This window comes from Amycolatopsis sp. NPDC004169 (assembly GCF_040610315.1).
Classification (GTDB): domain Bacteria; phylum Actinomycetota; class Actinomycetes; order Mycobacteriales; family Pseudonocardiaceae; genus Amycolatopsis.
In genome coordinates this window covers 211,517-225,663 of sequence record NZ_JBEXMD010000003.1, presented here as the reverse complement: position 1 = coordinate 225,663, position 14,147 = coordinate 211,517, and the positions used below count along the sequence as shown (strand labels likewise).

Genomic DNA, 14,147 nt, shown 5'->3' with positions numbered 1-14,147 from the left:
CGAGTGAGTGACGACGAAAGTAGTTGTTACGAATCGTTGCATCTTTGTCTTCCTCCTCCTCACTTGTTCGGGGGACTATGCCACGACTGTTCAAGCACAAAGGGGACTCAGGGTGACCAAGACCCACAGATCCAAGGCCGCCTTCACGGTGGCCGTCGCGTCGGGCCTGGTGCTCGGCGGCGTGGCGGCACCGGCCGCGCTCGCCACACCCAGCGCCGACGCGGTCATCGCCGAGGTCTACGGCGGCGGTGGCAACTCCGGCGCGACGCTCACCAGCGACTTCGTCGAGCTCGCCAACCGCGGCGCGGCCGCCGCGAGCCTCGCCGGCTTCAGCGTCCAGTACCTGCCCGGCTCGGCGAGCCCGTCGAGCACCTGGCAGGTGACGCCGCTGGCCGGCAGCGTCGCGCCGGGCGGCCGCTACCTCGTGGCCGAGGGGAAGGGCGCCGGCGGCACCGTCGAGCTGCCCACGCCGGACGTGACCGGCACGATCGCGATGTCGGCCACCGCGGGCACGATCGCCCTCGTCTCCGGCACCACCGCGCTGACCTGCAAGACCGTCGCCGACTGCGCCGCCGACGCGCGGATCAAGGACCTCGTCGGGTTCGGCGCGGCGACCGTGCGCGAGGGCAGCCCGACCGCGGCGCCGTCGAACACGACGTCCGTCGCGCGCGGTGCGGCACTGGCCGACACCGACGACAACTCCGCCGACTTCACCGCCGGCGCGCCGACGCCGACCAACACCGCGGGCGAGTCGACCGGCGGGGACACCGGCCCGGCGCCGACCCCGGCGAAGATCCACGACATCCAGGGCACCACCCGCATTTCGCCCTTCAAGGACAAGAAAGTCTCCGGCGTCACCGGCGTCGTCACCGCGACCCGGACTTTCGGTTCGTCTCGCGGGTTCTGGCTCACCGACCCGAACCCGGACAACGACCCGCGCACCAGCGAGGGCCTGTTCGTCTTCACCGGCTCGACGAGCCCGGCCGTCGCGGTCGGTGACGCGGTGACCGCGACCGGTACCGTCCGCGAGTTCTACCCGGACGCGCCCGCGACGTCGAACTACCAGTCGCTCACCGAGCTGAGCAGTGCACAGTGGACGGTCGACTCGCACGGCAACGCCCTCCCGGCGCCGACCGTGCTGAACCCGGACACCGTGCCGACGACGTACGCGCCGTCGCCCGGCGGGAACATCGAGCCGCTGACCCTGGAGCCGACGCAGTACGCGCTCGACTTCTGGGAAGCGCACGAGAGCGAGATCGTCTCGATCAGCGACGCCCGCGTGGTCGGCCCGTCGAACTCGTTCAACGAGCTGTACGTGACGTCCAAGCCGGACCAGCACCGGTCGGTCCGCGGCGGCAGCGTCTACCTCGGTTACGACCAGCTCAACAGCGGCGTCATGAAGGTCTCGTCGCTGATCCCGTTCGACCAGCGGCCGTTCCCGAAGCTCAACGTCGGTGACGTGCTGACCGGCACCACGTCCGGCCCGGTCGAGTACAGCAACTTCGGTGGCTACACGCTGTTCGCCAGCGTGCTCGGGACCGAAAAGGACAACGGGCTGCAGGGCGAGACCACGCGCAAGCAGCGGACCGGCGAGCTCGCCGTCGCGACGTACAACGTCGAGAACCTGGCGCCCAGCGACCCGCAGGCGAAGTACGACCGGCTCGGCGAGGCGATCGTGACGCACCTGGCGACGCCGGACATCGTGAACCTGGAGGAGATCCAGGACAACACGGGCGCGACCGACGACGGCACCGTCACCGCCGACCAGACGCTGCAGAAGTTCACCGACGCGATCGTGGCCAAGGGCGGCCCGCGCTACCAGTGGCGCGAGATCGACCCGGTGAACGACCAGGACGGCGGGCAGCCGGGTGGCAACATCCGCGTGGCGTTCCTGTTCAACCCGGCCCGCGTGTCCTTTGTGGACCGTCCGGGTGGGACGTCGACGGCCGCGGTCGGCGTGGTGCGCGAGCGCGGCAAGGTGCACCTGACGGCGTCGCCGGGCCGCGTCGACCCCACGAACGAAGCGTGGACGGCCAGCCGCAAGCCGCTGGCCGGTGAGTTCGTGTTCAAGGGCCGCACGGTGTTCGTGATCGCCAACCACTTCAACTCCAAGGGCGGCGACCAGCCGACGCACGGCCGCTTCCAGCCGCCGACGCGCAGTTCCGAGGTGCAGCGCGCGAAGCAGGCGACGGTGCTGCGCGGGTTCGTCGACTCGTTGCTGGCGGCCGATCGCAGCGCGAACATCGTGGTCGCCGGTGACCTGAACGACTACCCGTTCTCGCCGGCGGTCCAGACGCTCACCGCCGGTGGTGCGCTGAAGGACCTGATCGCTTCGGTGCCCGAGGCGGAGCGGTACAGCTACGTGTTCGAGGGCCAATCCCAGGTGCTGGACCACATCCTGGCGTCGAAGGCGCCGCGCGGGGTGGACTACGACGTGGTCCACATCAACGCGGAGTTCGCCGACCAGGCCAGCGACCACGACCCGCAGGTGCTCCGCTTCCGGCCGGGCGCGGGCAACCCGATCGAGGACGGCGTCTACGACTTCCTCGACTGGCTGGAGCAGGTGTTCGGCAAGTAGTTTTCCCGCGCGGCAAGGCCACTCCCGGGTCCGGGGGTGGCCTTGTTCGCGTTTGACACCTTCGGGTGACAAGGAAACCGCTACCCGCCGGGGGCCGTCTTACGGTGGACGGGACCACAAGGGGAGGGTGGCGTGGACGGCTACGCGGTGAAGGTCGACGAGCTGGGCAAGCTCATCGCCGACCTCGGTACGGCGGCGGACAGGATGGCGGAGGCCAACCGGAAGCTCGGCGGGGGTGGGGCGTTCGGCTCGCTGGGGACGGCGGAGCTGGGCCGGGCGGGGATGGAGTTCGAGGAGGCGTGGGGCTACGGGATCGGCCGGTTGGGGGAGGCGGCCGCGGGGGTGACCGAGCGGCTGGAGGCGGCGAAGGGAAAGTACGAGCGGATCGAGGCCGAGTTCGGGGGTGAGCTGGGGAAGTTCGGAGCCGCGGTGCTGGGCTCGGGCGGGCCGCCTGGGCAGTTGCCGCCGGCTGGACGGAGTTACCCGGGTGGGGTGCCGGGGATCGGTGGGCCGGGCGGGCGGAGTGGTCCGGGCGCTGACCTGGGCGACGGGCCGGTGGGTGGTGGCTACACCGGCGGAGTGCCGGGCATCGATCGGCTGGCCGGCCCGGCCGCCGATGACCGTCCTATCGGTGGCGGCGCGACCGGCGGCATCACCGACCTCCTGAACGGCCTCGGCCGATGACCGCCCGCGACTTCCCGGCCCTGGGCTTCGACCCGGCGCCCGGCGATCTCGACGGCGTCACCGACCTGGCCGTCAAGTACCGCGCGGTGAGCGAGGACCTGACCGAGGCGGACGACTCGCTGCGGCAGATCGTCCGCAAGCAGGGCATCTGGCAGGGCGAAGCGAGCGAGGCCTTCGCCCGCCGCGTCGGGCCGCTGCCGCCGTACCTCGAAGGCGCTGCCCGCTCGATGGGTGCGGCCGCCGATGCGCTCGAAAGCTGGGCGCAGACCCTCGGCGACCTGCAGAAACGTGCTGCCGACCTGGAGGCCCGCGCGGAGGCCGCGGCCCGGGCGGCCGAGCAGGCGCGGGCGAACCCGGACCTCGCCCTGGCGAACCGGACGTTCCCCGACCCGCCGTCCCTCCGGATCGCGCAGCGCCTCCTCGACAACGCCGGCGAGCAGCTCCAAGCCGCCATCGACGGCTGTCGGAACGTCCAAGACGCCGCGAAACAGCTCCGGCAGGAGCACACGGACGCCGCGGCCCGGGTCGCCGCACAGCTGCGGCAGGCGAAGGAGCTGGCGCCCGACGAGCCGGACGTCCTCGACAAGCTCGGCGACGCCGTCGGCGGGGCACTTGCCGACCTGTCGAACACCCTCGCCGACAGCGTCGACGAGGCGTGGAACTTCGTCCAGGACCACGCGGAGGTGCTCGCCAAGGTCTCGGACGTGGTCGGTGACCTCGGCAACTTCCTCGGCGTCGCCGGCGACTTCCTTCCCGACCCGGCCGGGACGGTCGTCGGCGCGGTGGGCGGCGAGCTCGGGCTCGCCGCACTCGCCGGGCACGGCGTGGCCGCCGCGGCGGGGGCCGACGTGGCGCCCGAGACCCTGGTCTTCGATGCCGCGGGCGTCACGACGACGCTGCTCGGCACCGTCCCGGGTGTGCCGGACTGGGCGGTCAAGGGGGCCACCTACGGCCTTCTCCGGGAGCAGGAGATCGGCGAGCTCTTCGGCGGCGACGAGTTCGAAAGCCCGCTGGACGACTTCATGAACTACTGGCTGCCGAAGAACCCCGACCAGCTGGCCGCGGCCGGCATCTCCTGGGCCGGGGTGGCGTTCTGGAACGCCGCCGACGCCGGGATGCAGGCCGACAACGCGCCGGAGCGGCGCCGTCAGCGTGCGGAAGACGAGGTGTGGAACTGATGCCTCTGGAAATCGACCTGCCGCCCGGGTTCGCCGGCTTGCCGGTGGGCCGCGACGACCGGCTCGACCGCAGGCACGCCTGGATGGCCGCCGAGGGCTCCGCGGCCAGCGTCGAAGAGTTCGGCAGCTACCTGATGGCACTGGTCCCGGCCATGCAGGCCAACGGCGTCCGGGTATTCGGCAAGTTCGCTGTCGGCCCGCGGAAGGGTGACGTCGCCACCCTGACGCTCGGCGTGGCCCGGTGGCCGCAGACGGCACCCGGCAACCGGGACGCCGTGGTGGCGGCGATGGCCGAGGAGTACCGCGCCCGCCACAAGCACGCGGTGGTCCAGCCGGTGCGGCTGCCGATCGGCCCGGCCGTCGTCGCGATCAGCGGCGGTGAGTTCCGCCTGCCCGAGCGGGACGTCCGGACGCAGATCAAGGCCGAGTACCAGATCCCGTTGCCGGACGGCCGGTCCGTGGTGATCCTCTCGGTGGTCGCGGAGTCCGAGGACGCCTGGCCGGCTGTCGCCGAGGCGACAGCGAAGGTGGCATGGAGCCTTCGCGGCGGGCCGGTGGACCGATGACGGGAGACTCCGTCGCCTCCACGATCGGATCCGTCGTCGGCTTCGTGTTCTGTGGCGGCTTGGTCACGGCCGGCATGACGGTGACGATCGTCCGTGCCCTGCGTGCGACCAAGTCGCGCGAGAAGCAGATGGCGCGGCTGGCCGCGCAGCTCGACGGCCGCAACCAGGTGTGCATCCGGAAGATGGAACTCGGGTTGTCCGTGGAGGACATGCTCCGCGTCGCGTACAGCCGGGGTTACTCGCTGATCGACCACCGGGTCTGGAAGTACTACGAGTTCGTCTACACGCCGTACCAGCCGGGGAGACTGGCATGACCGACACCGCACAGCTCATCGAGGAAATGCGCTGGCAGCTCAGGCAGATCGAAGACCGCAAGGCCGAGAACCGGCGCCTCCTGGCAGGGAGCGGCCAGACGACCGTCGTCTCGCCGGATCGGACCGTCACCGTCCTGGCCGGGCCGGACGGAGTCGTCAACGAGGTGCGGCTGGCCCCCGAGGCACTGCGGTCCGACGCCGACACGTTGAGCCGGGCCATCACGGCCGCCATCCGAGAAGCCGCCGGAGGCAAACCGGGTGCGCCGCCGGCCGCGGAGCCGCACCCTCCGGTGGACGACGACGATCCCTACGACACGGTGTTCGACGTCTAGACCGGCGGCGGCTGCTCGCCCCGCTTGGCGGCCGCCCGCTTCGCGCGCCACCCCAGTCCCAGTACCGCCTGGACCAGCTCCTGGTAGCTCGGCTTGACCTCCTCGAGGTACCGCTCCAGGTACGCCGCACGTGCGGTCGGGACCGGGCGTGGGTCGTCGCCGGGGGCGAGCCACGGCAGGCCCTGGATGTTGTGCAGCGCCATCTTCCACCAGCGCGTCGCCCGCTCGGCCGCCCGTGCCTCGCGCTCGGTCGCCACCTCGATCGCCGCCTCGGCGGCCTCGATCTCCGCGTCCAGCGCTTCCGCGCGGGCCATTTCCCACTCCCGGAGGTTCTCCGCCGAACCCCGGGACAGGGCGATGATCTCCTTGTACCGCATGGCCGCGGTGGCGTCGTCGGTCATTGCGCGTTCTCCGGACGCTGGAACGGGATGATCACTTCGGGTGCGCCGTGGGTGGTGCGGTCGAAGAACAACGCCCGGCCCGGCCGCGGTGACCAGTGCACCACCTGGCCCGCCGCGAACGGCGACAGCTCATTGCCCTGGACGTCGAGCGCGGCCCACGTGCCGATGTCGTCGGTGCCGGCGAACCCCAGGGTGTCCTTGAGCCGGGCGATGCTGCGCCACCAGCCGATCGTGTGGATGCCGTGGCCCGGCCCCTGCTTGAGCACCACGCGCAGGTGGTCGAGGCCGCTCTTGAGCTGGCCGACCGCCTTCGCCTCCAGCGACGGCAACGCCGCGTCGACGCCGTACAGCAGCAGCACCTTCGCGCCGCCCGACATCGAGCCGGTCATCGACTCCAGGACGCCGGTCAGGTCCTCCACCAGCGACGCCGCGTGGTTGTCGTCGCGCAACCGCGCGGCCAGCTCCATCGCCGCGTCGGCGCACGCCTCGATCGGGCAGCTGAGGATGAACTCGACCTCGCCCGGTTCGTACTGCCGGGACAGCGACCGCGCCGCCGAGTCCATGATGGACAGTGCTTCGGCGGTCGCCGAGCCGAGCACCGCGACGTTGCGGCCCGGTGCCCGCGGCAGGTCGACGCCGCACGCCGTCTCGGTCACGTCGATCGACTGGCCCAGCAACGCCCGCGGCTTCGAGTTCGGCTTGAGGTCCAGGTAGGCCGGGAACTGTTCCAGGACCGGCTGGTGCGCGCCGTCGAACAGGCGCGGCCGCGGGAAGTGGCCCGCGTACTCGTCCCACAACCGGCGCTGCAGCCGGACGAACACGTTCTTGCTGCTCGCGTCCGGGATGTGGGCCAGCTGGTTGCCGTGCGCGACCCCGGAGTCGTGGTTGATCACCGCGTGCCACTTCGGCGCCGACACCGCCGCGTTGTTCGTCTCGGCCAGCACGCGCCGCGCCTTCGGCATCGCGATCCGCAGCGTGCACTGCTCGAACACGGCCGGCTTGCCCCAGAACGCCTCGATGCCGGCGACGTCCTGGCTGGCCAGCACCAGGTGGATGCCCTGCGACCGGCCGCGCCGCGCGATGTCCTCCAGCAGCTGGGTCGCCGTCGCGGTCACCTGGTCGCGGCCGGCGAACAGGTACTGGAACTCGTCGATCACCGCGACGATCCGCGGCCAGTGCCCGCCCGGGTCGGCTTCGCGCAGGTCGGCCAGGTTCGTGACCTCGTGCTCCTTGGCCGCCGCGGACCGGCGCCGCAGCTCGTCGGCCAGGAACCGCAGCAGCGCCAGGCCGAACTCGCGGTCGGTGTTGACGTTGACGCCGACGAGCCGCGCGTGCGGCAGCCAGCTCGCGTCCTTGCGGCCGGGCGCCAGGCCGGCGAACGAGACGCCCTCCTTGAAGTCCAGCAGGTACAGCGCCAGCTCGCCGGGGTCGTACCGGGCCGCGAGGCTGCCGAGCAGCGCGTACAGGAAGTTGGTCTTGCCCGAACCGGACGGTCCGCCGATCAGGGCGTGCGGGCTGGCGTCGCCGATCACCACCTCGACCGGCTCGCCTTCGAAGAACCCGACCGGGGCCCGCAGCTCGCGGGCCGAGTTCTCCTGGCCCAGCTCGGTCGGCAGCAGGTCGTCGAACGACCGCGGCCCGCCCTGCTTGGCGATCAGCGCCTTGGCGATCTTGTCGACCGCGCGGATCACCTGCGCGGACGGCATCGCGGGATCGAGGTCGACGACCAGGTCGGTGCCGGTCATGCTGCTGATCGCGTGCCGGTCGTCGAGCAGGCTCAGCGTCTCGACCGGCGCGCTCACCGCGGTCGGCACGTCGACCATGATCAGGCAGATCCCGGCGGCCAGCGCCCCGCTCGCGACGCGCTTGAGGTCGCGGGCGCGCTCGGGCTCCAGGGTCTCGCCGTTGCCGTAGAGCACGACGATCCGGTACGGCTCGCCGCGCTGCCCGGTCGCCTTCCGCATCTCCCGCAGGGAGGTGTACCCGGCGGACATGCAGCTGGCGTGGATGCGCCGGATGTGGCCGGCCAGCTCGTCGAGGAGGTCTTCGAGCCGGCCCGGGTCGTACAGCGAGAGTGCGCTCGTGTGACTGAGCGGGTACAGGTCGGGCAGGATCGCGGTCAGCTGCCCGATGTCCCACAGGTGCACGCGGACCGTGCCGGGCTCGAACGTGGACAGCACCCGGACCAGCAGGTTCTGCACGATGCCGTCGATCACCGGCCGGGTCTTCGGCGCCGACGTGATCGCCAGGTGCGACTCGTCGAGCAGCGGGACGGCGACGTCGAACGTGCGGGTCGCGTCACCGCCGGCGGCGGTCGCGGAGCCGACGCGCCACAGCCCGGGCGAGGTCAGGCCGGCGTTGTGGCCGACCGTGCCGAGCCAGTCGCCCGGCGGCAGCCCGGCCGGGCCGGGTGCGTTCTGCGCGACCAGTTCCCGCAGGGTGGCGGGGCCCTGGCTCCAGTCGGTGTAGAAAGCGCTTCGCACGGTCCCGAGCGCGCCGAACACTTCGTGTGCCGCCGGGTGGCGTGACCACTCGTTCTGCTGCTCGGCACTCGCGTGGTTCATGCCGATCTTCACGATGTCCTGCTCCAGCTGGAGCTTCGCGAGGTCGGCTTCCGCGGCTTGGCGCGCTCCGGCCGCCGCGCCCAGCACCAGCCCGATCTGGTGGCGGACCCGGTCGAGCGCGGTCTCGACCCGGTTGCGTTGCTCGGCTGACTTGTTGGCCATCGGCGTCCCCAAGAAAAAGGTGTCCCCTCAAAGGATTACAGGCGCGACCGGTATCCGCTCACCAGATCCTCGGCGGCGTGCAGGCGGACGAGGAGCTGGTCCAGCCCCTCGCCGGCCTGTGCGTACTGCAACGGAAGCCAGGGATCGGCCTTGGCCTGGGCATCCACGAGAGCTTGCCGGGCTTCTCCGAGCAGGCTTGTGGCCCGTTCGGAGTGGGCGCGCGCGTCAGCGAGCCCGGTCACGGCAGCGGTGAGCAGCTGGTGGAGTTCGGCGAGCGTCATCCGGCTTACAGACGCGCCGAGTAGGAGTCGGCGGAGGAAATGCTCGCCTGGACGGTGCTCTGCAAGCCGTTGATGCCTTGCAGGGCCTCCGCCAGGAGTCCGTGCGCCTGGCTCACTTCGTGCTGGCTGCTCCCTTGGGTCGCCTGTGCGAGCGACTGCTGGGCTTCTTCGAGAGACTGCGCTGCCTGCTGCAGGGCGGCGATGCTCGCGGACGCCTTCTCGTTGGCGAGCGCGATGCCAGCGCGGATCTCTTCGACTCCGGCCATCGGGCCTCTACTCCTCGAAATCTGGTGTCGTACGGGGGACGGCTTCCATTGAAACAGATCCAGCGACTCAGCGTGATCATCAGACTTTGCGGAGTGATCGCGGGTCCGGAATCAGCAAGGCCCCGGACGTGGGAACGTCCGGGGCCGGGCCGATCACGGTCTGTGCGGGGGTCGTCCCGACACCAGTACCGCACCTTGAAGTCGCTGGCCAGCGCTACCCCAGGTCAGAGCGGTTTCAGTGCCACTGCTGGCCTTTCTCGACAGGGGCGGGCGAGGTGCTGGTGAGACTAGCGCGACCGGAGTAACCGCTTGCGCTCAGCCCTGTTCGTAACTCCCCGTACAGGCAGGGAATTCCGCAGCACCGAACGCATTTCATGTTCGAGTGGGCCGAAAGTGCCGCGCAACTGTGTCCGAGGCATACCGACGGTGGGTCGCGCAAGGGGTGAGCGGGACCAGAGTGGCGGAGGGGGCGGGCGCGCCGGATCGGTCATTCCGCAGCGGGTTGCCGGCGGACGACCCGGACACCACCATCGCGACCATCCGCGAGTTCCCCGCGCGGATGGGCAGCCGGTAGGACGGAAAACGCCGGGTGTCCCGAAAGCGGGACACCCGGCGTGTTCAACCGGCGGAGGATACAGGATTCGAACCTGCGAGGGCGTGAACCCAACACGCTTTCCAAGCGTGCGCCTTAGGCCGCTCGGCCAATCCTCCGCAGAAGACGATACCGGATGGCCCCGCGCCGCCTGGAAGGTGGGTCAGGCCGTGACGTCGGCGACCACGCACGTGATGTTGTCCGGGCCGCCGCCCTCGTTGGCCAGGCGGATCAGCTCGGGGATCACCTCGGCCGGCTCCTGGCCCGCATCCAGCACGTCGCGCAGGGTTGCCTCCGGGACCGGGCCGCTCAGGCCGTCCGAACAGAGCAGGTAGCGGTCTCCCGGCTTGGCCTTGAACGTCCAGATGTCCGGGTCGCCCGAACCCGCCGTCTGCAGCGCCTTCATCAGGAGCGAGCGCCGCGGGTGGTTCTCGGCGTCCTCGGCGGCGACGCGGCCGTCCTCGACCAGGGCCTGGACGAGCGTGTGGTCGCGGGTCAGCCGGCGGAGGCCGCCGTCGCGCAGGAGGTAGCCGCGGGAGTCGCCGATGTGGGCCGCCGCGAACTCGACGCCGTCGAACAACAGCGCCGTCAGCGTGGTTCCCATGCCTTCGGTCGTCGGCTCCTGCGACGCGACTTCGTGCAGCCGCTCGTCGATCGACTTGACCACGCCGGCCAGCGTCGCGGCCAGGTCCACGTTCGTCAGGTCGAGCCGCCGGAGGTCGACCTCGAGCTCGCGCAGCACGTCGACCGCCGTCGCGCTGGCGACCTCGCCGTGCGGCTGGCCGCCGATGCCGTCGGCGACGGCCAGCAGCCGGGAACTCGCGTAGACCGCGTCTTCGTTGATCTGGCGACGCTTCCCGACGTCCGACCCGGCGGCGTACCGCAGGACGTACCGATCGTGTGTCATGTCCCCATAAAAGCATTGGTTGACTGAGTTCACAAGCGCCTCGGCTGAATGGAGCATCCTCCGATAGAGTCCTCGCCATGGACGACGATGCCACGGTCAGCGCGGCCGACATCGCGCGGCTCGCCGGGGTCGGCCGGGCCGCGGTCAGCAACTGGCGCCGCCGCTACCCGGACTTCCCGCCGCCCGTCGGCGGCACGGCGTCGAGCCCGCTGTTCGGCCTCTCCGCCGTGGCCGCCTGGTTCCACGCCCGCGGCAAGAAGTTCGAGCTGAGCGCCGGCGAACGCGCGTGGCAGCGCCTGCGCGCCCTCGGCGACGACCTCGACCTCGCCGAGCGCGTCAGCGGCGCGGGCGGCTACTTCGCCGTCCAAGCCGGCCTCGCCGACACCTTCGACAGCCGGCTCGACGACCCGGAGCTGCTCGCGCTGCTCGGCGAGCTGACGCACCGGGCGGGCCCGGTCGAAGCCTTCGAACTGTTGTGCCGCCGCTACTTCGAGGCCCATTCGCGGCGGCTGTCGGCCACCCCGGAACCGGTCGCCGAGCTGATGGCCCGCCTGGCCGGCCCGGTGGCGACGATCCTCGACCCCGCGTGCGGCTTCGGCGCGCTCGCGCTCGCGAGCGGCGCGAAAACCGTGCTGGCGCAGGACAGTGACCCGATGACGGCGTCGATCGCGGCCCTGCGGCTGCGGCTGCGCGGGATCGAGGCCGAGGTCCACGCGGTCGACGCGCTGCGCGAAGACGCCTTCGCCGGCCGCACCGCCGAAGCGGTGTTGTGCGACCCGCCGTTCAACGAACGGGCCTGGGGGCACGACGAACTCGTCGGCGACGCGCGCTGGGAGTACGGCCTGCCGCCGCGCGGCGAACCCGAGCTCGCCTGGGTGCAGCACTGCCTCGCGCACGTCGAACCCGGTGGCACGGTGGCGATCCTGATGCCGGGCGCGGCGGCCGGACGGCGCAGCGGCAAACGCATCCGCGGCAACCTGCTGCGCGCGGGCGCGGTCCGCGCGGTCGTCACGCTGACGCCGGCCGGCCCCGACCTCTGGCTCCTGCGGCGCCCGGCGCCCGGCGAACGCGCCCCGTCCACCGTCCTGCTCGGCGAAGCGGGCGACGAGCTGTCCACAGTGGACGACATGTGGCAGGAGTTCGGCGCGCACCCGGAATCCGGCGTCCGGATCATCGACCTGCTCGACGACGACGTCGACCTGACGCCGGCCCGCCGCCGCGCCAGGGACGAGGATCCCGGGCAGGCCTTCCAGGCCGTGCGCGCCCGGTTCGCCGAGCTGGCCCCGCAGCTGCCGCCGCTGGAACCGGCGGCGGCCGAGCCGGCCTTCACCACCGTCGGCGAGCTGGTCAAGGCCGGCGTGGTCGAGGTCAGGCACGCCCCGGTGCGCGCGGACGCCGAGCACCCGCTGGCCGAAGCGGGTGACGTCGTCGCGTCGGTGACCGGCATCGCGTACGTCCACAGTGGACCACCGCGGCCGGTGGGGGCCGGGCTCACCGTGTACCGCGTCGACGCGGCCCGGCTGGACGCGGACTTCCTCGCCGGCTGCCTGCGCGCGGCCGACCTGCCCACCGCGTCGGCGTCCACCCGCATCGACAGCAGGCGGGTGCGGGTCCCGCGGCTGCCGATCGCCGTCCAGCGCGAGTACGGCGGCGTCTTCAGAGAGCTCGCCGAGTTCGACACCGTCCTGCGCCAGGCGGCGGAAACGGGCCGTGAGCTGGTCCGGCTAGGCTTCGCTGGACTTGTCGAAGGACGGCTCAGGCCGGGCCACTAGGGGAACGGATGCTGATCGCCGACCGCTACGAGCTCGACGAGCTGCCCCTCGGCCGCGGCGGGATGGGTGCGGTGCACGGCGGGTTCGACCGCAGGCTGGGCCGCCGCGTGGCGATCAAGCTGCTCAGGCTGCCGGGCCACGACGAAGAGCTGGAGGCCCGCTTCGCGCGCGAAGCCCGCATCCTGGCGACGCTCGACCACCCCGGCGTCCCGACGCTGTACGACTACGGCACCCACGACGACCGGTTGTTCCAGGTCATGCAGTTCGTCGACGGCGTGACCGTGGCCGACCTGCTCGCCGAGCACGGACCGCTGCCGGTGCCGTGGGCCGCGGCGATCGCGGCGCAGACGTGCGCGGTGCTGACCGCCGCCCACGCGCTCGCCGTCTGCCACCGCGACCTCAAGCCGTCCAACCTGATGCTCGGGCCCGACGGCGGCGTGAAGGTGATGGACTTCGGGCTGGCCGTGCTCCGCGAAGCCGACGCCGCCCAGTTCACCCGGGCCGGGCAGCTGCTCGGGACGCCGTCGTACATGGCGCCCGAGCAGATCCAGCGCGGCGGCGCCGAACCGCGCAGCGACCTCTACGCGCTGGGCTGCGTGCTGCACGAGATGCTCACCGGACGGCGGCTGTTCGACGGGCCGACCGCGTACGCGGTGTTCGAGCGGCAGGTCAAGGAGCTGCCACCGCCCGTGCGCGGCGTGCCGAAATCGTTGAACGCGCTGCTCGCCGAGGTGCTGGCGAAGGACCCGGAAGCCCGCCCGGCCGGGGCCGCGGTGCTGTACGAGCGGCTCGGCGCGTTCGTCGGCGGCCTCCCGCCGCTGCCGGGGTTCCTGGTGCCGTCGTCGGTGCCCAGCCCGGGCCGGATGTACGCCAGGGTGCTCGGCCGGGTCAGCGGCTGACCGCCGTGCGGCGGCCGGCGGCGAGCGGCAGGCCGCGGCGCTGGATGCGCCGGTAGGTCGTGGCGTTCTGCACCGCGATCGTCACCCCGAGGCTGAGCGCGACCGACGCCGAGGTCAGCGGCCCGGCGACGCCGAGCGCGGTCCCCAGCGCGAGCAGGCCGATCCGGACGGCGACCGTCAGCACCCACAGCCCGATCGTGACGGCCGAGCCCTTCTGGAACGTCGTGCCGTCGCGCTCGGTGAGCGTGGTCGTGGTGCTGCGCAGCACGCCGAGCCCGGCCAGCACCAGCAGGTCGGCCGCGAGCAGGCCCAGCTCACCCGCGGGGGCGCCGGGCAGCGCTTTCAGCGTCAGGTACGCCCCGACCACCGTGAGCACCAGTGGCAGGACGGTGAGCCGCCGCCGGCTGAGCAGGGTGCCGCGAACCTGCTGGTAGACGACGCGGTACAGGACGAGGGCGGCGATGGCGACGTAGAGCAGGACACTGGACATTCCGGAATCTCCCCTGGTTCGGACGGTCTCCCCAGCTTCGGCGACCGGCGGCGCGGATTCGTCGGCCCGCGGATCGGTTCCGGGTGGATTCCGGCGTCCACCCGTGGGTTGAGGCCGGCTGCCCAAATCGTGACCTTCGCCGACGAACCTCGACCGGGTGA

General features: G+C 71.8%; 15 protein-coding genes and 1 tRNA gene. 9 read left to right on the top strand and 7 right to left on the bottom strand.

The window, feature by feature from the left end; genetic code table 11:
* Positions 1-112 precede the first annotated feature (112 nt).
* The 6 genes from ABZX11_RS05675 to ABZX11_RS05650 all read left to right on the top strand — a co-directional run bounded on the left by ABZX11_RS05675 (position 113) and on the right by ABZX11_RS05650 (position 5,652).
* On the top strand, positions 113-2,578 hold the full coding sequence (locus tag ABZX11_RS05675) for an endonuclease/exonuclease/phosphatase family protein (protein ID WP_354910203.1): 2,466 nt from the start codon (positions 113-115) through the stop codon (positions 2,576-2,578).
* A gap of 132 nt (positions 2,579-2,710) precedes the next feature.
* The gene (locus ABZX11_RS05670; RefSeq protein ID WP_354910200.1) at positions 2,711-3,262 is read left to right on the top strand and encodes a hypothetical protein; all 552 of its coding nucleotides are present in this window, start codon (positions 2,711-2,713) and stop codon (positions 3,260-3,262) included.
* Complete coding sequence (locus tag ABZX11_RS05665) at positions 3,259-4,440, top strand: putative T7SS-secreted protein (RefSeq protein WP_354910198.1); 1,182 nt, start codon at positions 3,259-3,261, stop codon at positions 4,438-4,440. Before ABZX11_RS05670 ends, ABZX11_RS05665 begins: the two co-directional genes overlap by 4 nt.
* Positions 4,440-5,006: a hypothetical protein gene (locus ABZX11_RS05660; RefSeq protein WP_354910195.1), complete on the top strand. Its 567-nt coding sequence runs from the start codon at positions 4,440-4,442 to the stop codon at positions 5,004-5,006. Before ABZX11_RS05665 ends, ABZX11_RS05660 begins: the two co-directional genes overlap by 1 nt.
* Positions 5,003-5,320, top strand: a complete 318-nt coding sequence (locus tag ABZX11_RS05655) for a hypothetical protein (RefSeq protein WP_354910193.1) — start codon at positions 5,003-5,005, stop codon at positions 5,318-5,320. Before ABZX11_RS05660 ends, ABZX11_RS05655 begins: the two co-directional genes overlap by 4 nt.
* Positions 5,317-5,652, top strand: coding sequence for a YbaB/EbfC family nucleoid-associated protein (locus ABZX11_RS05650; protein ID WP_354910191.1), 336 nt, complete (start codon positions 5,317-5,319; stop codon positions 5,650-5,652). The genes ABZX11_RS05655 and ABZX11_RS05650 overlap by 4 nt, the downstream gene beginning before the upstream one ends.
* On the opposite strand, the gene ABZX11_RS05645 is transcribed toward ABZX11_RS05650, so the two are convergent.
* From ABZX11_RS05645 to ABZX11_RS05630, 4 genes are read right to left on the bottom strand one after another with little or no spacing between them, the layout of a single operon-like run.
* Entirely contained in the window at positions 5,649-6,053 is a 405-nt protein-coding gene (locus tag ABZX11_RS05645) for a hypothetical protein (RefSeq protein ID WP_354910189.1), read from the bottom strand. The two genes, ABZX11_RS05650 and ABZX11_RS05645, sit on opposite strands and share 4 nt — an antisense overlap.
* Positions 6,050-8,779, bottom strand: a complete 2,730-nt coding sequence (locus ABZX11_RS05640) for an FtsK/SpoIIIE domain-containing protein (RefSeq protein WP_354910186.1) — start codon at positions 8,777-8,779, stop codon at positions 6,050-6,052. The genes ABZX11_RS05645 and ABZX11_RS05640 overlap by 4 nt, the downstream gene beginning before the upstream one ends.
* Positions 8,780-8,814: 35 nt before the next feature.
* Positions 8,815-9,060 carry a hypothetical protein gene (locus ABZX11_RS05635; protein WP_086849216.1) on the bottom strand — a complete coding sequence of 82 codons (246 nt, stop codon included), beginning with the start codon at positions 9,058-9,060 and terminating at the stop codon, positions 8,815-8,817.
* 5 nt (positions 9,061-9,065) lie between these two features.
* Positions 9,066-9,326 carry a hypothetical protein gene (locus tag ABZX11_RS05630; protein ID WP_003056176.1) on the bottom strand — a complete coding sequence of 87 codons (261 nt, stop codon included), beginning with the start codon at positions 9,324-9,326 and terminating at the stop codon, positions 9,066-9,068.
* Positions 9,327-9,768: 442 nt separating this feature from the next.
* Between ABZX11_RS05630 and ABZX11_RS05625 the strand changes: the two genes are divergently transcribed.
* Positions 9,769-9,900, top strand: coding sequence for a hypothetical protein (locus ABZX11_RS05625; RefSeq protein WP_354910184.1), 132 nt, complete (start codon positions 9,769-9,771; stop codon positions 9,898-9,900).
* A gap of 52 nt (positions 9,901-9,952) precedes the next feature.
* Here ABZX11_RS05625 and ABZX11_RS05620 read toward each other — a convergent pair.
* Positions 9,953-10,037: transfer RNA gene (locus ABZX11_RS05620), tRNA-Ser, on the bottom strand.
* 44 nt (positions 10,038-10,081) lie between these two features.
* A complete protein-coding gene (locus ABZX11_RS05615; protein ID WP_176174211.1) occupies positions 10,082-10,825 on the bottom strand; it encodes a protein phosphatase 2C domain-containing protein in 744 nt (247 codons plus the stop codon).
* A 77-nt stretch (positions 10,826-10,902) separates the two neighbouring features.
* On the opposite strand from ABZX11_RS05615, the gene ABZX11_RS05610 reads away from it, so the two are divergent.
* Positions 10,903-12,597 carry an N-6 DNA methylase gene (locus ABZX11_RS05610; protein ID WP_176174212.1) on the top strand — a complete coding sequence of 565 codons (1,695 nt, stop codon included), beginning with the start codon at positions 10,903-10,905 and terminating at the stop codon, positions 12,595-12,597.
* An 8-nt stretch (positions 12,598-12,605) separates the two neighbouring features.
* Positions 12,606-13,496: a serine/threonine-protein kinase gene (locus tag ABZX11_RS05605; RefSeq protein WP_176174213.1), complete on the top strand. Its 891-nt coding sequence runs from the start codon at positions 12,606-12,608 to the stop codon at positions 13,494-13,496.
* On the opposite strand, the gene ABZX11_RS05600 is transcribed toward ABZX11_RS05605, so the two are convergent.
* Entirely contained in the window at positions 13,486-13,986 is a 501-nt protein-coding gene (locus tag ABZX11_RS05600) for a hypothetical protein (RefSeq protein WP_354910180.1), read from the bottom strand. The two genes, ABZX11_RS05605 and ABZX11_RS05600, sit on opposite strands and share 11 nt — an antisense overlap.
* Positions 13,987-14,147: the final 161 nt, after the last annotated feature.

What these genes read in the sequence shown, in the direction of transcription:
- ABZX11_RS05635 (WP_086849216.1), bottom strand. Translation starts at nt 9,060, where the DNA reads ATGACGCTCGCCGAACTCCACCAGCTGCTCACCGCTGCCGTGACCGGG.
- ABZX11_RS05600 (WP_354910180.1), bottom strand. Translation starts at nt 13,986, where the DNA reads ATGTCCAGTGTCCTGCTCTACGTCGCCATCGCCGCCCTCGTCCTGTAC.
- ABZX11_RS05665 (WP_354910198.1), top strand. Translation starts at nt 3,259, where the DNA reads ATGACCGCCCGCGACTTCCCGGCCCTGGGCTTCGACCCGGCGCCCGGC.
- ABZX11_RS05650 (WP_354910191.1), top strand. Translation starts at nt 5,317, where the DNA reads ATGACCGACACCGCACAGCTCATCGAGGAAATGCGCTGGCAGCTCAGG.
- ABZX11_RS05605 (WP_176174213.1), top strand. Translation starts at nt 12,606, where the DNA reads ATGCTGATCGCCGACCGCTACGAGCTCGACGAGCTGCCCCTCGGCCGC.
- ABZX11_RS05655 (WP_354910193.1), top strand. Translation starts at nt 5,003, where the DNA reads ATGACGGGAGACTCCGTCGCCTCCACGATCGGATCCGTCGTCGGCTTC.
- ABZX11_RS05660 (WP_354910195.1), top strand. Translation starts at nt 4,440, where the DNA reads ATGCCTCTGGAAATCGACCTGCCGCCCGGGTTCGCCGGCTTGCCGGTG.
- ABZX11_RS05610 (WP_176174212.1), top strand. Translation starts at nt 10,903, where the DNA reads ATGGACGACGATGCCACGGTCAGCGCGGCCGACATCGCGCGGCTCGCC.
- ABZX11_RS05645 (WP_354910189.1), bottom strand. Translation starts at nt 6,053, where the DNA reads ATGACCGACGACGCCACCGCGGCCATGCGGTACAAGGAGATCATCGCC.
- ABZX11_RS05615 (WP_176174211.1), bottom strand. Translation starts at nt 10,825, where the DNA reads ATGACACACGATCGGTACGTCCTGCGGTACGCCGCCGGGTCGGACGTC.
- ABZX11_RS05640 (WP_354910186.1), bottom strand. Translation starts at nt 8,779, where the DNA reads ATGGCCAACAAGTCAGCCGAGCAACGCAACCGGGTCGAGACCGCGCTC.
- ABZX11_RS05630 (WP_003056176.1), bottom strand. Translation starts at nt 9,326, where the DNA reads ATGGCCGGAGTCGAAGAGATCCGCGCTGGCATCGCGCTCGCCAACGAG.